Source organism: Streptomyces sp. NPDC030838, assembly GCF_055572035.1.
This window is the reverse complement of the sequence record NZ_JBVIED010000001.1, coordinates 719,457-734,155: the sequence shown is the minus strand read 5'-3', so window position 1 is coordinate 734,155 and position 14,699 is coordinate 719,457. Positions and strand designations below refer to the sequence as shown.

Below are 14,699 nucleotides of genomic sequence, written 5' to 3'. Positions count from 1 at the left end.
GCTCGTCACCGACCGGCCCGTGAGCGTGTGGCTGGAGGATGTGACGTTCACGCCGCCACCACTCGCCCGGGCAGGCCGTCGCTGTCCCTGAGCTTCTGTCAGCCCCGGACGCGGGCCACCGCCGTGCGCAGCGCCCGGTCCACCTTCTCCGGCGGTGTCGCGGACGCGTCCTCCGTGCTCGCGGTGACCGTCGCGGCGACCGTGCGGAGCTTGGTGTTGGAGAGCTGGGAGGCCTCGCGCAGGATCTCCCAGGCCTCGTCGGAGGTGCAGGCGTGGGTGGCCATGAGGATGCCGCGGGCCTGGTCGATGACCGGGCGGGTCGCCATCGCCCGGCGCAGCTGCTCCACCTCGCGGCACAGCTCCCAGAAGTCCCGCGGCTGGCCGCGCCAGTTCACCGCGGCCACGGGGATCATGTGGCGCTCGCCGAAGTCGCGCAGCAGGTCCAGGAAGCCGCGGCCGGCCGTGTCCATGAAGTCCACGCCGGACATGTCGACTTCGATGCGGCGGGTGCCGGCGGGCAGCCGGGCCAGGGCCCGGGCCAGGATGCCGGCGCAGCCGTGGACGAGTTCGCCGCGCGCGGTGAGCAGCGCCCGGCCGGAGTCGTCCGTACGGCTCTCGATGGTCAGCGGGTTCGACTCGGCAGTCTTCACAACCGTCCTCGACTTGGGCCGTTATCGGTGTCGGTCCTCGCGTCACCGTGCGCCTTCCCGGTGCGCGGCGTGGTACACCCGCTCCGGCGCGGGCGGCCGGGAATGACCTCCGCCCGCCGGGGGTACGTGCGTTGACATCCGAAGGAGAGAGCGCGGAGACGGTGTGCAGCTGACGGTGTACCCGCTGGCCGAGCGGAGCGGGGTGCGGGCGGCCGGAGAGATCGGCCTGGCCACGCATCCCGTCTGGGAGCGCACGCTGGAACGGATCGTCCAGGACGGCGAGGAGGTGTGTCATCTGGAGCTGTCCGCCGTGACGTTCGTCGACGTGGCGGGCGCCGGTGCGCTGGTGGCCGCCGCCCGTCGGCTGCCCGGGGGGCGACGCCTCGTGTTGCACAGGCCGCCGGCCGCGCTGTGCCGCACCCTGGAACTGTTCTGGCCCGACCTGCCGGCGATCGAGGTGTCGATGTCATGAGTGCCGATGCCGTGCCCAACGATGTCGTGCACCACGCCGACGACCCGTTCGTCCACCCCGCCCTGTTCTACCGCGACGACCGGGAGTACCTGGCGGGGACCGTCCCCTTCGTCCTCGACGGTCTGACCGCCGGGGAGCCGGTCGCGGTGGCGGTGCCCGGGGAGCGGCTGCGGCTGGTGCGGGACGGGCTGGGCGACGCCGCCGCCGAGGTACGGCTGCTGGACATGCGCGAGGCGGGCCGCAACCCTGGCCGGATCATCCCCGGCGTGCTGCGCGCCTTCGCCGACGCCCAGCCGCCCGGCCGCCGGGTGCGGATCATCGGCGAACCCATCTGGGCGGGCCGTAGCGCCACCGAGTACCCGGCCTGCGTCCAGCACGAGGCGCTGATCAACGCCGCCTTCAGGGGCCGCCCGGTGACCATCCTGTGCCCGTACGACCTCAGCCGCCTCGACGCCGACGTGCTCGCCGACGCGTACGCCACCCATCCGACGGTGGTGCACGCGGGCACCGGCCCGTCGGCGGAACAGGTGGAGCGGGTCAGCGAAGCCTACGACCCCGACGGGATCGTCGCCCGCTACAACCGGCCGCTGCCCGTCGTCCCCGGCGCCCTGTCCTTCGCGTTCGACGCCGGATCGCTGCCCGCCGCCCGGCACACCGTCACCGCCGAGGCGGAGCGCCTCGGCCTCACCGGCGCCCGGCTCGCCGACCTGGCCCTCGTCACCGCCGAACTGACCACCAACAGCGTGGTGCACGGCGGCGGCACCGGCACCGTGCGGGTGTGGGCGGAGGACCGGTACGTGGTGTGCGAGGTGCGCGACAAGGGGCGGCTCGCGGACCCCCTGGCCGGGCGCCGGCCCGCTCCACAGGAGCAGCGCGGCGGGCGCGGGCTGCTGCTGGTGAACCTGGTGGCCGACCTGGTGCGGCTGCACACCGGGGACACGGGGACGACGGTGCGCTGCTGGTTCGCGGCCTGACCGGCGCCGCGCCCCGGGGGTTCTCGGGAGCGCGCCGGTGGCTCAGGTGGCCAGCGGGTCCAGTACCAGCGGCTCGATCTTGCCCTCCAGCATCGCGCCGAGCCCCTGCACCGCGCACACGTCGGGTCGTTCGGCGATGTGCACCGGCATGCCGGTCGCCTGCCGCAGCATCTGGTCCAGGCCCGGCAGCAGCGCGCTGCCGCCGACCATCATGATCCCCCGGTCGGCGAGGTCGGCGACCAGGTCCGGCGGGCAGTCCCGCAGCACCTTGCCGATGCCGTCGAGCACCGCGGTGAGCGGGGTCTGGATGGCGTCCCGCACGGCTGCGGTGTCGACCTGCACGGACCGGGCGAGGCCGGTGGCCACGTCCCGGCCGTGGATCTCCGTCGAGGCGGGTCCCTGCGGGGTGAGCCCGTTCCCGGACAGGGCGAGCTGCAACGGCCGTACGGACTGACTCGGCAGCATCAACTCGTGCTCGTGGCGCAGATGCTGCACGATCGCGTGGTCGACCGCCTCGCCGCCGACCGGGATGCGCTCGGCGGTCACGATCGACCCGAGGGACAGCACGGCGACCTGCGTGGCGGCCGCGCCGCACACCAGCACCATCGTCGCCTCCGGCTGCTCCACGGGCAGTCCGCAGCCGACGGCGGCAGCGATGAGGGTGTCGACGAGTTCGACCCGGCGGGCGCCGAGACCGACCAGGGTCTCGACGGTCGCCCGCTGGGCCAGCGGGTCCGCGTCGTGCGGGGTGCAGGCGGCGGCCCGCAGCCGGGGCTTGCGACGCAGACTGCGGCGGATCTTGTCACCGAGCAGATGACGCAGCATCCGCTGCGCCATCTCGATGTCGACGACCGTGCCGCCGGAGACCGGCCGTACGACACGGATGTAGCCGGGGGTACGGCCCGTCATCTTCTCCGCGAACTCGCCGACCGCGATCAGCGCTCCGGTCTTGGTGTTCACGGCGGCGGCGGACGGCTGGTCGACGACGAGCCCGGCGCCCTTGACGTACACCCGCGTCCTCGCCGCGCCCAGGTCGACGGCGAAGTGGCAGCGGCGCAGCTGCTCCAGACTGGCGGTCATGGCAGGGTCCTCCCGAGAGCACAGACCGTGGGCCGCCGGGCGGCGGGCCTCTGTTCGCATCGTGCGCGGGCCGGGGGCGGGGGCGCCTTTTGTGGGGGGCCGGGCGGGGCGCGGCTGAATGGGCGATTCGGGGGTGGTCGTGGTCCGGTCACAGCTCCCGGGCGGCGTCGAGGAGCGGGCGGAGCGCTTTGGGCAGGAAGGGCGCACCCGCCGCGCGCGCCGCCTGTTCCTCGGCGGTCGTCGTGCCGACCACGAGGCACTCGGCGGGCGGTACGCCGAGCCGGACGATGGCCCGCCGCACGGTGTCGGGGTCGGGTGGCAGCGGGGTACGACCGGTGTCGCGGCCGTGGACACCGCCGTCGAAGGAGTCCAGGAGGCCGCGGCGCTCCAGGTAGGCCGTCGCGACGTGCGGTGCCGTGTCGGTGACCACGGCCAGCTTCTTGCCCTTGTCGGCGAGCGTGCGGACGACCAGGTCGGCGTTGGGGGCGGGCATCGCGGCGCGGGCCGCCACTCGTTCGGCCGCCGAGAGGCGGATGTGCAGTGCGTGGGCGTGGGGGCTGTCCCTGAAGGTCCGGAGGAGGTCCAGGGGGTGGAGGCGGTGACCCTGCGGTGTGACCTCGACCCCCGGCGGCAGCAGGGGGCGACCGGTGAGGGCGTCGTCCGGGCTTCTGTTCTCGGTGAGGAGCCGGGCGAGGTCGCGCAGGGTCTCGGAACGGCTGTCCTCCGTGTAGAGCCGCGTCAGCGTGCCGTCGAACCCGAAGATCACGGCCTCCGCAGCGCGGAGTGCCCGGGCGGCGGTGGTGTCGGAGCGGCGGGGGAGGGCGGGGGCGGGGGTGAAGTTGGCGGTGAGGGAGACGGCCCAGCGGACTTCGTGGCCGGGTACGGCGAAGTCGGCCAGGCCCTCCTGGAGGGCCGTGTGGGCCTGGGTCGCGCTGGTGGGAGGGTAGTGAAGCGTCAGCCGGCGCAGCTGGGCGGCGACATGCCTCCGCACAAGGTCGCCGACGTCCTCCGGTCCCTCGAGGGTCGCTTCCTCCAGGTCGGAGACCCACCAGACCGCCTCGCCGCGCGCGGTGAAGACAGGGAGGCCGTTGACCGCCGGGCCGGTCTCGTCGAGCTCCGTGTGGTGGTAGGCGATGACGGGGCGTGTCTCTCTCAGCTCGCTCAGGAGACCGGGTTCGATGCGGATCAGGCCCTGTACGGTGTCCAGGCCCTGCCGGGTCGTCTCCTCCTCGTCGGACATGCCCTGCCCCGGCGCGGACCGGTAGGTGACGAACAGCCGGGTGCCGTGGAGATTGGTGAGGAGTTCGGGGAAGCGGTCCCTGAGGGCCCGGAACCTGTCCGGTGTGGTGGGCATGGAGTAGCCGACGTCCCGCCTGATCAACGGGTACTGTTCCGGACCCCGGCCGTTCTCCGTCTCCCATCGCGTGATCGTCCGCGCCAGCAGCCGGTGGGTCTCGGCGTCCTGGGGGCCGTCCGCGAACTCGAAGTCGGCCCACCTCCGCTCCTCCGGGAACAGACTCTCCGGCACCTCGTCCCGCGGCAGCGGCCTCTCTTCCTGCGACTCCTCGTCCTGTGCGAGCAGCGACGGCAGGTCCTCCTCCGTGGGGAAGGAGCCGGCCGGCAGGTCGTCGGGTTCGGTGAGGTTGTCCTCGTGAGTCGCCTGCTCGGTCTCCTCCGGCGGCTCGCCGAACTCCTCGCGCAGCTCTTGTCCCAGGGCCAGCAGCTCGGGGCTGGTGCCGCCGGAGAGTTCGTACTCCTCATAGGCCTCCAGGGCCTCCTCTATACGGCCCTGGCGGCGCAGGGCAATGAGGTAGAGGCGGCGGAAGTCCTCCCGGGACGGATAGGCGTGGACGAGGTTGGCGAGGTCGTCCGCGGCGCGGTCCACCTCGTCGAGGTCCAGGTCGAGTTCGGCGCGGGTGCGCCACAGATTCAGGCGGAGCTGGAGCAGGCGGGTGCGGGCGGTCTGGGCGGCCGGGCCGGAGACGTCCTCCAGCGCGGGTCCGCTCCAGAGGTCCAGCGCGGCGGACAGATGGCCGCGCGCCCTCTCGGTATCACCGGCGGCGCGTGCCGCCTCGGCCCGGGCGACCAGCTGCTGACAGTCCAGCAGGTCGACGTGGTCGGCGCTGGTGTGCAGGGCGTAGCCGCCGGGCAGCGCGGCCAGCACCCCGGGACCCAGCGCGTTGCGCAGCCGGGAGGCGTAGGTGCCCAGCAGTTCGGCGGCGCGTGGCGGGGCCTGTTCGCCCCAGATGCCGTCGACGAGCTTCGCGTGGGACACCATGCGTCCGTGGGACAGGAGCAGCATGCACAGCATCGCCCGCTCCTGCGGTGAGCCCGTGGCGACCGGCTGTGCGGCGCCACGGGTGACGGCGGGGCGGCCGAAGAGGACGTAGCGAAGCGGAACGTGGTCCGCTCGTGCCAGGTCGAGCAGGGTACGGCGCTGCAGCCGGGCCGCACCCTCCCGCTGCCGGGTGAGGCTTCCGGACAGAGTGTCGGCGAGCGCGGCGCTGTAGAGGCCGCGCAGCGCGGACGGGAGCGCGGACAGCCGGTCCGCGGTGACACGCGTGCCGGGCTGGAAGGGGCTGCCCGACGACAGCTGCCAGAGCAGCGCCCCGAGGGCGTGCAGGTCCCGCGCGAATGCCTCCGGGCCCGACTGCTGCCCGAGGTCGGACAGCGTCAGCTTCGCCGTCCCGTCGGGCAGGAGCACCACGCGTGTCAGGTCGAGGGCTCCGTGGACCGCGTTCGCCCGGTGCAGGGCGATCAGGGCCCGGGCGAGCTGGCTCCCGATCGACACCACGAGGAGGGCCGGGAGACGAAGCCCTCCCGGGGAACCGAGGGCGTCCAGGCGGATGCCGTCCAGGTACTCCGTCACGACGTACGGCATGCCGTCCCGGAGGCCGTGGTCGAGGACGGCGACGATGTTCGGGTCGTCGAGCCGGGCCAGGGCCTGCGCGTCCCGCAGGAAGGCCTGGCGGCGCTCCGCGGTGACGGGTGCGGAGGCGAGCCGCACCATGACCTGCCGGTCCCTCTGTGTGTCGTGCGCCTGCCACAGCGAGCCACCCGGTCGCACGGGCTTCAGCAGCCGGTACCGGTCCCCCGGGCCCACCGGCGCGGGCACGGTCCCCGTCAGCCGCCGCACGCTCTCCTGGCTGACCGTCGCGAACGCCTCCCCCTCCGCCGCGGTCCCCGTACCGCCCTCCGCCGGAGTCGCCGCCAGGAACTCGCCCGGTGCCCTGCCCGCGCGGGTGTCGATCAGGCCGCCGACCCGCTCCAGGAGTTCCGTCGTGCGGCTGCGGGCCGTGCGGGGCAGGCCGCGGAGCAGGAGGTCGCGTACTCCGGGGCGGAAGGCGTACGAGCCCGGCGGGCCGGGGACCGTCGTCAGCAGGCCGCTGAGGATGACCTCGGCCAGGTGCCGGGGGCGCGGGTCGGGTTCCACCGCCGCCTGGACCAGGCGCATCACCGGCAGGTCGGGGCGGCCCACCGCCACATGTGCGGCCAGGCGGAAGGCCTCCGGGGAGGCGGTCGCGCGGAAGCGGAGGACCAGTTCCTCGGGGGTGAGGAGGGCCAGGTCCGTGCGGGCGTCCGGGGGCGGCGGGGTGGTGGTCAGGCGGGCCACGGCCGCCGGGTGTTCCGTGCCGCCGGTACTCGCGGTCAGGCCCGCCCAGTTCGCCAGCCAGTCCGGTTCCGGTTCCAGGACCGGGAGGGGGACGGCGGCGTCCCACTCGTCCTCCCCGGGTCCGTCGTACGGGGTGAACAGCAGTGAGGCCGTGGGCGCCGCCGGGGCCGGTGCCGACAGGCGGCCCGGCGTCGTCGGCAGTGCCGTGTCGCGCCACAGGTGTTCGGGCAGGGGCTGGATGACCGCCAGCGGCATCCGGTGCGCCCAGCGGTGCAGTGTGGCGTACCAGCGGTCGGCCGCCGGGCCCTTGCGCCACTGCGGGCCCATGCAGTCGCTGACGAGCAGGGTGACGGTGCGTCCGTCGGCGGGGGTGTGCGCCGTGTCGCCGGGCACCGTGCCGTCGGGGTCGGCGCGGTGCAGGGTGACCGTACGGAAGATCCCGGACTGGGCGAGCGCGGTGTGCAGTTCGCGGATCAGGGGGCGCCAGACGGGCATGGTGGGGCCGGTGTCGTGCACCAGGCGCAGGCGCAGCCAGCGTTCCCGGGCCGGGCGCAGGACCGGCAGCCACCAGTCGGGGTCCGCGCCCAGGCGGGCGATGTGCTCGGCGGTCGCCCGCTCGTCCAGTTCCTGGCCGTACGGTGCGTCGGTACGGCGCTTCAGGGGGCGCAGGGCGCGTTGCAGGGCCAGCGGGTGGCGCAGCATCGGGGGTGCGGGGGCCAGGAGGGAGGCGTGGCGGGGTCCCGGCCGGTCCTGGGCCGCCGTCGTGGTCGAGGACGGCAGGTGGAGTGGGGCGCGTGGGGTCTCCGGCCGCTGCTCCTCGGGGTCGCGCGGCGGCGGCGGGGGCCGGTCACCGGCCTGGGGCCCGGCCTTCCGTGCCTGCTCCCGCTCCCCACTCGGCTGCTCCGGCGCGGGCTCCATCCGCCCCGCCAGCCACAGCAGTTCCGCCAGTTCCCGCGGGGTGGGGCGGTCGCCGGAGGACGCCTCGGCGAGGAGGCCGGCGAGGCGCGTCAGCGCGTTCTCAGAAGGCATCGGGCTGCGGGGCCTGGCCCAGGTACGGCATCAGCTGTTCGGCCAGCTCGTCCAGGGACTCGGCGCCCAGGTCGGAGGCGCGGGCCAGGTAGATGGCGTTCAGAAGTTGGTCGGTGGCCAGGTCGCCGCCTCCCACCCTGGACAGGAACCGCTCGATCAGACGCTGGGCGTAGTCGTCCGGCTCGCCCAGGTGGGCGCGGACGATGTCGGCGAGGTGCCGGTCGTCGGGCTGGCGCAGCCGCAGGGTGACGCAGCGGCGCAGGAACGCGGGCGGGAACTCGCGTTCGCCGTTGCTGGTGAGGACGACGAACGGGAAGGCCCGGCAGCGGACCCGGCCCCGGGTGACCGGTACGCGGGCGTCGGTGCCGTCCGCCAGGACCTCCGCGACGGGCGTGTGACGGGCCGCGCGCACCAGCTCGGGGATCTCGTACTGGCCCTCCTCCAGCACGTTCAGCAGGTCGTTGGGCAGGTCGAGGTCGCTCTTGTCGATCTCGTCGATCAGCAGGGCGCGGGGGCGGGTGTGGGGGAGGAGCGCGGTGCCCAGGGGGCCCAGGCGCAGGTGGTTCTCGACGCCGGACTCGCCGGGGCCGCCGCTCAGGCTCTGCCGGGCGGCGTACAGGCGGGAGAGCGGGTCGTACTGGTAGAGGCCGTCGTGCAGGGTGCTGCGGCTGGTGATGTTCCAGCGCAGCACCGGGCCGAGCCGCAGTTCGCGCGCCACCGCGTACGCCAGCGAGGACTTGCCGGTGCCGGGCGGGCCGGTGACCAGCAGCGGGCGGCGCAGATAGAGGGCGGCGTTGACCAGCTGCACGGTCTCGGGCGTGGCCTGGTAGGTCTCCGCGCGGTGGGTGCGGTCGGGGGAGCCGGCGGAGGCGTCGTCGGCGTCCGACGGCGGATCGAGCACCGGGCCGCCGTCGAAGGCCCGCCAGGGCGGCGGCGGGGGCAGCTTGAGGATGCCGTCGTGCGGCTCGTTGGTGCCGGTGTAGACGGGCCACAGGGGCATGACGGGTCCTTCTTCGCGATGAGTGGTCAGGCTACGGGCGAGTGCAGGCAGGCGGTCGGCTCGGGGAAGCAGCGCGGGTCGTCCCACATCAGCTGCAGGTCGCGGGCCCAGTGCCGGTCGGGTTCGTCGGCGGCCTCCGCGGTCTCGCGCAGGGTGCGGACATGGCGGGGCAGGTCGGCGGGCGGGACGCCGGTGACGGACTCGGTGAGCTCGTCGAGGAAGGCGTCGCCGTCGCAGGGGCCGTCGTGGGCGGTGCCGGGGCAGCCGGTGCGCGGCCACAGCAGGACGGGGACGGGCACGTTGAGGCCGACCTCGAAGTGCTGGCGTACGGCGGTGGGCGGGGCGGCGTAGGCCGCCAGCCCGGCGTCGTGGTCGCGCAGCCGCTTGCGCAGGCTCGGGGGGCGCTCCGGGGTGCCGCAGCCGATCCGGTGCGGGGGCGTGCCGCCGCAGACGTCCAGCTTCTGCCACTTCTTGGCGAGCTGGTGGCGCAGCCGGCCGCTGCGGTGCCGGGCGCGGTCGGCGACGACGAGGGGATAGGCGCAGCCCAGCGGGGTGGGGTCGTCGGGGCTGCACTCCCAGCGGGCGACCGGCTCGTTCAGCCACTCCCGCGGCAGCACGAAGGTGATCAGCTCCTCGGCGTCCGGCGCGAGCTGGGTGAACGCCTCGTCGATGCGCTCCTGTACGTAGGCCCGCACCCCGGTGCGCGGCAGGCGGCGCGCGCCGACCGGGCGGCGGTGGCCGTCGCGGTACGCGGAGACCTCGACGGTGACCTGGTCGGCGCCCGCGCCGCTGTGCTCTATCTCGACGACGATGGGCGACCAGCCCACGGGCGCCGCCGCGGGCTCCGCGGGCCGCGGCGCCAGCAGGTCCGCCAGCCGGTCCGCGAAGCGCGTCACCGCGTCCGGGTCCGGCACCTCCCACTGCACATACGCCGCCGCCCGTGCCAGGGAGCCGAAGCCGCCCTCCGGCAGCGGCGGCCCGAAGGCGCCCACCGCGTCGACGTAGAGCCGGTTCGGGTCGCACGGCAGGCGGGCGTCCTCCGCCTGCCGGAGCAGCGCGTACAGCCGTCCGCGCGTGTCCGCGCCGTGCCCGGGCGTGGGCACCAGTTCGCCCAGCCCGTCCCAGTAGCGGGCCATGACCTCGGTGGGCAGCATCCGGCCCACCCGTACGGCCCGGTCGCCGGCGATCGCGGACACCATCCCGACCACCGTGCCGTCCGCCAGGGTCACCGCGGCCCCGCTGAACCCGGCGGCCAGCGGCTGCCCGTGCGCGGTCAGGGCCTCCAGCTGGACCCACTCGCCGGAGATCAGCGGCCCGGGCAGCGCCCGGTACTCGGCGAGCATGCCCTCCTCGTACCCCTTGGGAAAGCCGTACGCCACCAGCTGCGGGCTGCCCTGCTCGGCGCCGGGCGGGGCGAAGGCGGCCGGGGCGACCGGCACCTCCCGCGCCAGCTCCAGCACCGCGAGATCGCCGGGATCGGCGGCGCCGCCCCGCCAGCCGCCGTGCACGGCGACGGTGGCGGTGACGGCGCCCAGGTCGCGCCGGCCCGGGAAGGTGACGGTGATCTCCGCGGTGTCGCTGAACCGTACGACGTGGGCGCAGGTGAGCACCCGGCGCGCGGAGACCAGGAAGCCCGCGCCGACTTCCCTCCCGCACACGATCCGGGCGTGCCAGGCGGACGTGCTCATGCCTGCCCGGCGGCCTGCTCCGGCGTCCAGCTCAGCCGGACGAGGATGTGTCCTTCCGCGGCACCCTTGGCGATCACCGCCCCGGTCTCCGCGCTGAGCTTGATGCCGAACTCCAGCTCCACCGCGTCCGGTTGGAGCGAGCCGTCGCGGAACACCCGCAGCGCGGACTCCGCCGCCGCGCGTACCCCGCCCAGCGCTCCCTCGAAGGTGCGCGTCGCCTGCGCGGGTCCGTCGCCGCGCGAGACCAGCCGGGCGCCGGCCTCGTCCTCGACGCCCTCGACGACGATCAGCGCGCCCTCCTCGGTCTTGAACTCCACCAGGCCGTCCATGCGTTGTGCGCTCCCCCGTGTGTGGTGCGTGTGACCTCGACGAACTCCATTGTTGCCGAGCGCACTTCGGGATGTCCGCCCTTCCGGAACGCGCTCTTCGTCGCGCTGGCGGAAACCCGCCACAGCGCGAACCCGCCACGTCCGGTCAACTCACTTGCAACACAAGCCCCCTGACACTCGTCCCAGCACTCCACCGAGAGGGGCTTGGGATGATCAGAGGACCAGTCGGACGCGGGGCGATCCTCCTGGCGGCGGGGCTCGTGCTCCCGCTGCCGCCGACCGCGCAGGCGGGCGCGGCGGACACCACGGACGGTGCGGCGAAGGCCCCGGCGGCCACCCGGGCGGCGAGCGCCGCCCGGACCGTCACCCTCGTCACCGGCGACAGGGTGACCGTCACCGACCTGGGCGGCGGGAAGAGGACCGTCGAGGTCGAACGGCCCCGGGGCGCCACCGGGACGGTGCGGACCCAGACGTCGAACGGCGCCGTCACCGTCGTACCGGACGAGGCACTGCCCTACCTGCGCGCGGGCAGCCTCGACGAACAGCTCTTCGACGTCGACGCGTTGATACGGCAGGGGCTCGCCGACGACCACGCGGACGCGCTGCCGCTGATCGTGACGTACGAGAAGGGCATGCGGGCCGCCACCCCGCGCGGCACCGAACGGACCCGCGCGCTCCCCTCCGTGCGCGGGGCCGCCGTCGAGGCGCACAAGGGGCGTGACTTCTGGCGGGAGTTCACCCGGCGGGGCGCCGGGATCGACGCGGTCTGGCTGGACGGCCGGGTCACCGCCGACATGGCCGAAAGCAATGCCCAGATCGGGACCCCGACGGCCTGGGAGGCCGGGCTCACCGGCAGGGGTGTCACCGTCGCCGTCCTCGACACCGGCGTCGACGCGAGCCACCCGGACCTCGCCGGACGCGTCGCCACGAGTCGGAGCTTCATTGAGGGGGAGAACCCGGAAGAAGGCGCCGCCGACCGTAACGGTCACGGCACGCACGTCGCCTCCACCGTCGGCGGCAGCGGCGCCGCCTCCGACGGCCGGGAGCAGGGCGTCGCGCCCGGCGCCACCCTCGCCGTCGGCAAGGTGCTCGGCGACCAGGGCTCGGGCAGCGAGTCGCAGATCATCGCCGGCATGGAGTGGGCGGCCCGCGAGGTCGGCGCCGACATCGTCTCCATGAGCCTCGGCTCCACCGAACCCAGCGACGGCACCGACCCCATGGCACAGGCGGTGAACACCCTCTCCGCGGAGACCGGCGCCCTCTTCGTCGTCGCGGCCGGCAACACCGGCGCCCCCTCCTCGATCGGCTCGCCCGGCGCCGCCGACGCGGCCCTCACCGTCGGCGCCGTCGACTCCGCCGACGAGGCCGCGTACTTCACCAGCGGCGGACCCCGGTACGGCGACAACGCCCTCAAGCCGGACCTGTCCGCGCCCGGTGTCGGTATCCTCGCCGCCCGTTCCTCGCTGAGCGCGGGCAGCGGCGCCTACACCTCCATGAGCGGTACGTCCATGGCGACCCCGCATGTCGCGGGCGTGGCCGCGCTCCTCGCCGAGCGGCACCCGGACTGGACGGGCGCCCGGCTCAAGGACGCGCTGATGTCGACGTCCACGCCGCTGGACGCCTCCGCGTACCGGCTGGGCGCGGGCCGGGTCAGCGTGCCGGACGCGGTGCGGGCGCGGGTCACCGCGACGGGCAGCGTGGACCTGGGCTTCCACCGCTGGCCGTACGAGTCGAACGAGCCGGTGACGAGGACCGTCACCTACGCGAACTCGGGTGACGAGCCCGTGGAGTTGAGCCTGTCGGTGGAGGGCGGCGACGGGGTCGCCACCCTCGCCGACTCCACCCTCACCGTGCCCGCGCACGGCACCGCGTCCACCACCGTGACCGGGGACGGGGCGAAGGCGCCGGTCGGGAACACCAGCGGGCGGATCGTGGCCGCCGTCGCCGGCGTCCCGGTCGCGCACACCGCGTTCGGGCTGGTCAAGGAGGAGGAGCGATACACGCTCACGGTCCACGTGAAGGACCGCGACGGCGCTCCCACCCCCGCCGACCTGGTCGTGCAGCGGCTCGCCGAGGGTGCCGACCCGGCCCGGGCGTACGTCGGCGACTCCGGCACGCTGCGGCTGCGGCTCGCGCCCGGGACGTACGGCGTGACCTCCTTCCTCGACGTGCGCGGCAGCCATGGCGCCGACTCGCTCGGCCTCGGCTTCCTCGCGGACCCGGAGATCGTCCTCGACCGGGACACGGAGATCACGCTCGACGGCCGTGAGCTGCGGGAGATCAGGGCCGACGTCGACCGGCGCACCGAGAGACGGCAGCTGCTCATGGAGTACGACCGCCGCGCGCACGGCGCCGAACTGTTCGGCGCGGCGCTGGTGCCGGTGAAGTACGACAGCGTCTTCGCCGCGCCCACCCGGAAGGTCACCCAGGGCGGCTTCGAGTACCGGACGGTGTGGCGGCTCGGCAAGCCGCTGCTGGAGGTGAAGGGCGTCCGCGAGGCGCTGGCCCAGCCCGGCAGCACGCTGCTCGACGGGCGCACCCGCCTGCCGCTGGTGGACGTCGGGGACGGACCGCTCACCGGCGACCTCGCGGGCCGGGCGGTACTGGCCGAGCTGACCGAGGGCACGGAGCCGGCCGCGCTCGCCCAGGCCGCCCAGGAGGCGGGCGTGAAGGCGCTGTTCGTGACGGACGACGCGCCCGGCCGGCTGAACGCCTGGTGGGGCTCCGACGACAACGGCGACCGTCCCTTCCCGATCGCCACCCTCGACGCGGCCGACGCGGCCCGGCTGCGGGACGCCGGGAGCGTCGACATGACGGGCACGCGGAACACGCCGTACGTCTACGACCTGTCGAAGGGCTACCCGGGCGCCGTCCCGGACCGCGATCTCACCTACGCACCCGCACCCGACGACCTCGCGGCCCTGCGGACCCGGTTCCACGCGCCGAAGCCGGTCTCCGGCGGGGAGTTCCGCTACTCGATCACCGACACCTTCCCCATCGGCGTCGGCTTCAAGGAGCGCGTCGACTATCCGGCCGAGCGGACCGACTACGTCTCCACCGGCCCCGGTCAGCTGTGGCACGAGTCGGTGGACCTCGGGGACGGGGAGCTGGAGCAGCGCAGCGGCCTCGTCCGCTACCGGGGCGGCACGCGCCCCGCGCTGAACTGGTTCAGGCCGGTCTGGCACCCCTGGCTCGGCACCGGCCTCGGCTGGGGCCAGCAGCGCACCGGCAACCAGCTCCAGTTCAACACCCCCGGCTGGGGCGACTCCGGGCCCGACCACACCGGCTTCGGCGACGTGTGGAGCGAGGAGACCGGCATGTCCCAGACCACGGAGGTGTATCTGGACGGGGAGCTGGTCGACCGGCGCAAGAGCAGCGCCGCGTATGTGTGGGACGCGCCCGCCGAGGAGCGCACCTACAAGGTGGTCACCGACACCGCGCTCGACCCGGCCCACTGGGACCCGGCGACGAAGGGCTACACCGAGTGGACGTTCCGCTCGGCCGAGACCCCCGAGGACCGGCGCACCTTCCTGCCGCTGATCAACCTCGGCTTCGACGTCGGCACCGACCTCGCGGGGACGGTGGGCGAGGGACGGCTGCCGGTCGGGCTGTACGCCGAGTACGTGCGGGGCGCGCCGGACACCGGGACCCTCGGTGGCGGGAGGCTCGAAGTGTCGTACGACGAGGGGAAGTCGTGGCGCGAGGTGGCGCTCACCGGGGACGGTCCAGCCGCCTGGCGCGGCACGCTGACCGTGCCGGAGGGCGCCGCGTACGTCTCCCTGCGGGCGTCGGCGCGGGACGACCGGGGCGGCTCGGTGGTCCAGGAGATCATCCGGGCGGTGGGCGTGCGCTGACCCTGGCTGT

Annotated in this window: 9 protein-coding genes; 3 read left to right on the top strand and 6 right to left on the bottom strand. The window is 74.6% G+C overall.

Annotated elements, in window-relative coordinates:
- Positions 1 to 98: 98 nt before the first annotated feature.
- The gene (locus tag ACZ42A_RS03285; protein WP_468525415.1) at positions 99 to 650 is read right to left on the bottom strand and encodes an STAS domain-containing protein; all 552 of its coding nucleotides are present in this window, start codon (positions 648 to 650) and stop codon (positions 99 to 101) included.
- Positions 651 to 813: 163 nt separating this feature from the next.
- Here ACZ42A_RS03285 and ACZ42A_RS03280 point away from each other — a divergent pair, with 163 nt between their 5' ends.
- Both ACZ42A_RS03280 and ACZ42A_RS03275 read left to right on the top strand, forming a co-directional pair.
- Complete coding sequence (locus ACZ42A_RS03280; RefSeq protein WP_468525414.1) at positions 814 to 1,122, top strand: STAS domain-containing protein; 309 nt, start codon at positions 814 to 816, stop codon at positions 1,120 to 1,122.
- A complete protein-coding gene (locus ACZ42A_RS03275; RefSeq protein ID WP_468525413.1) occupies positions 1,119 to 2,096 on the top strand; it encodes an anti-sigma factor RsbA family regulatory protein in 978 nt (325 codons plus the stop codon). The genes ACZ42A_RS03280 and ACZ42A_RS03275 overlap by 4 nt, the downstream gene beginning before the upstream one ends.
- A 42-nt stretch (positions 2,097 to 2,138) precedes the next feature.
- Here ACZ42A_RS03275 and ACZ42A_RS03270 read toward each other — a convergent pair whose 3' ends face one another.
- The 5 genes from ACZ42A_RS03270 to ACZ42A_RS03250 all read right to left on the bottom strand — a co-directional run bounded on the left by ACZ42A_RS03270 (position 2,139) and on the right by ACZ42A_RS03250 (position 10,835).
- Positions 2,139 to 3,176, bottom strand: a complete 1,038-nt coding sequence (locus tag ACZ42A_RS03270; RefSeq protein WP_468525412.1) for a rod shape-determining protein — start codon at positions 3,174 to 3,176, stop codon at positions 2,139 to 2,141.
- Positions 3,177 to 3,324: 148 nt separating this feature from the next.
- Entirely contained in the window at positions 3,325 to 7,818 is a 4,494-nt protein-coding gene (locus ACZ42A_RS03265) for an SAV_2336 N-terminal domain-related protein (protein WP_468525411.1), read from the bottom strand.
- Positions 7,808 to 8,818, bottom strand: coding sequence for an AAA family ATPase (locus ACZ42A_RS03260; protein WP_468525410.1), 1,011 nt, complete (start codon positions 8,816 to 8,818; stop codon positions 7,808 to 7,810). The genes ACZ42A_RS03265 and ACZ42A_RS03260 overlap by 11 nt, the downstream gene beginning before the upstream one ends.
- Before the next feature lie 26 nt (positions 8,819 to 8,844).
- Positions 8,845 to 10,506, bottom strand: a complete 1,662-nt coding sequence (locus ACZ42A_RS03255; protein ID WP_468525409.1) for a VMAP-C domain-containing protein — start codon at positions 10,504 to 10,506, stop codon at positions 8,845 to 8,847.
- Positions 10,503 to 10,835, bottom strand: a complete 333-nt coding sequence (locus ACZ42A_RS03250; protein WP_468525408.1) for a CU044_2847 family protein — start codon at positions 10,833 to 10,835, stop codon at positions 10,503 to 10,505. Before ACZ42A_RS03250 ends, ACZ42A_RS03255 begins: the two co-directional genes overlap by 4 nt.
- Positions 10,836 to 11,044: 209 nt before the next feature.
- Between ACZ42A_RS03250 and ACZ42A_RS03245 the strand changes: the two genes are divergently transcribed.
- The gene (locus ACZ42A_RS03245; protein ID WP_468525407.1) at positions 11,045 to 14,689 is read left to right on the top strand and encodes a S8 family serine peptidase; all 3,645 of its coding nucleotides are present in this window, start codon (positions 11,045 to 11,047) and stop codon (positions 14,687 to 14,689) included.
- Positions 14,690 to 14,699 lie beyond the last annotated feature (10 nt).

Excerpts from the sequence above, each read along its gene's own strand:
- ACZ42A_RS03270 (WP_468525412.1), bottom strand. The coding sequence starts at position 3,176 with ATGACCGCCAGTCTGGAGCAGCTGCGCCGCTGCCACTTCGCCGTCGAC.
- ACZ42A_RS03260 (WP_468525410.1), bottom strand. The coding sequence starts at position 8,818 with ATGCCCCTGTGGCCCGTCTACACCGGCACCAACGAGCCGCACGACGGC.
- ACZ42A_RS03250 (WP_468525408.1), bottom strand. The coding sequence starts at position 10,835 with ATGGACGGCCTGGTGGAGTTCAAGACCGAGGAGGGCGCGCTGATCGTC.
- ACZ42A_RS03245 (WP_468525407.1), top strand. The coding sequence starts at position 11,045 with ATGATCAGAGGACCAGTCGGACGCGGGGCGATCCTCCTGGCGGCGGGG.
- ACZ42A_RS03255 (WP_468525409.1), bottom strand. The coding sequence starts at position 10,506 with ATGAGCACGTCCGCCTGGCACGCCCGGATCGTGTGCGGGAGGGAAGTC.
- ACZ42A_RS03265 (WP_468525411.1), bottom strand. The coding sequence starts at position 7,818 with ATGCCTTCTGAGAACGCGCTGACGCGCCTCGCCGGCCTCCTCGCCGAG.
- ACZ42A_RS03275 (WP_468525413.1), top strand. The coding sequence starts at position 1,119 with ATGAGTGCCGATGCCGTGCCCAACGATGTCGTGCACCACGCCGACGAC.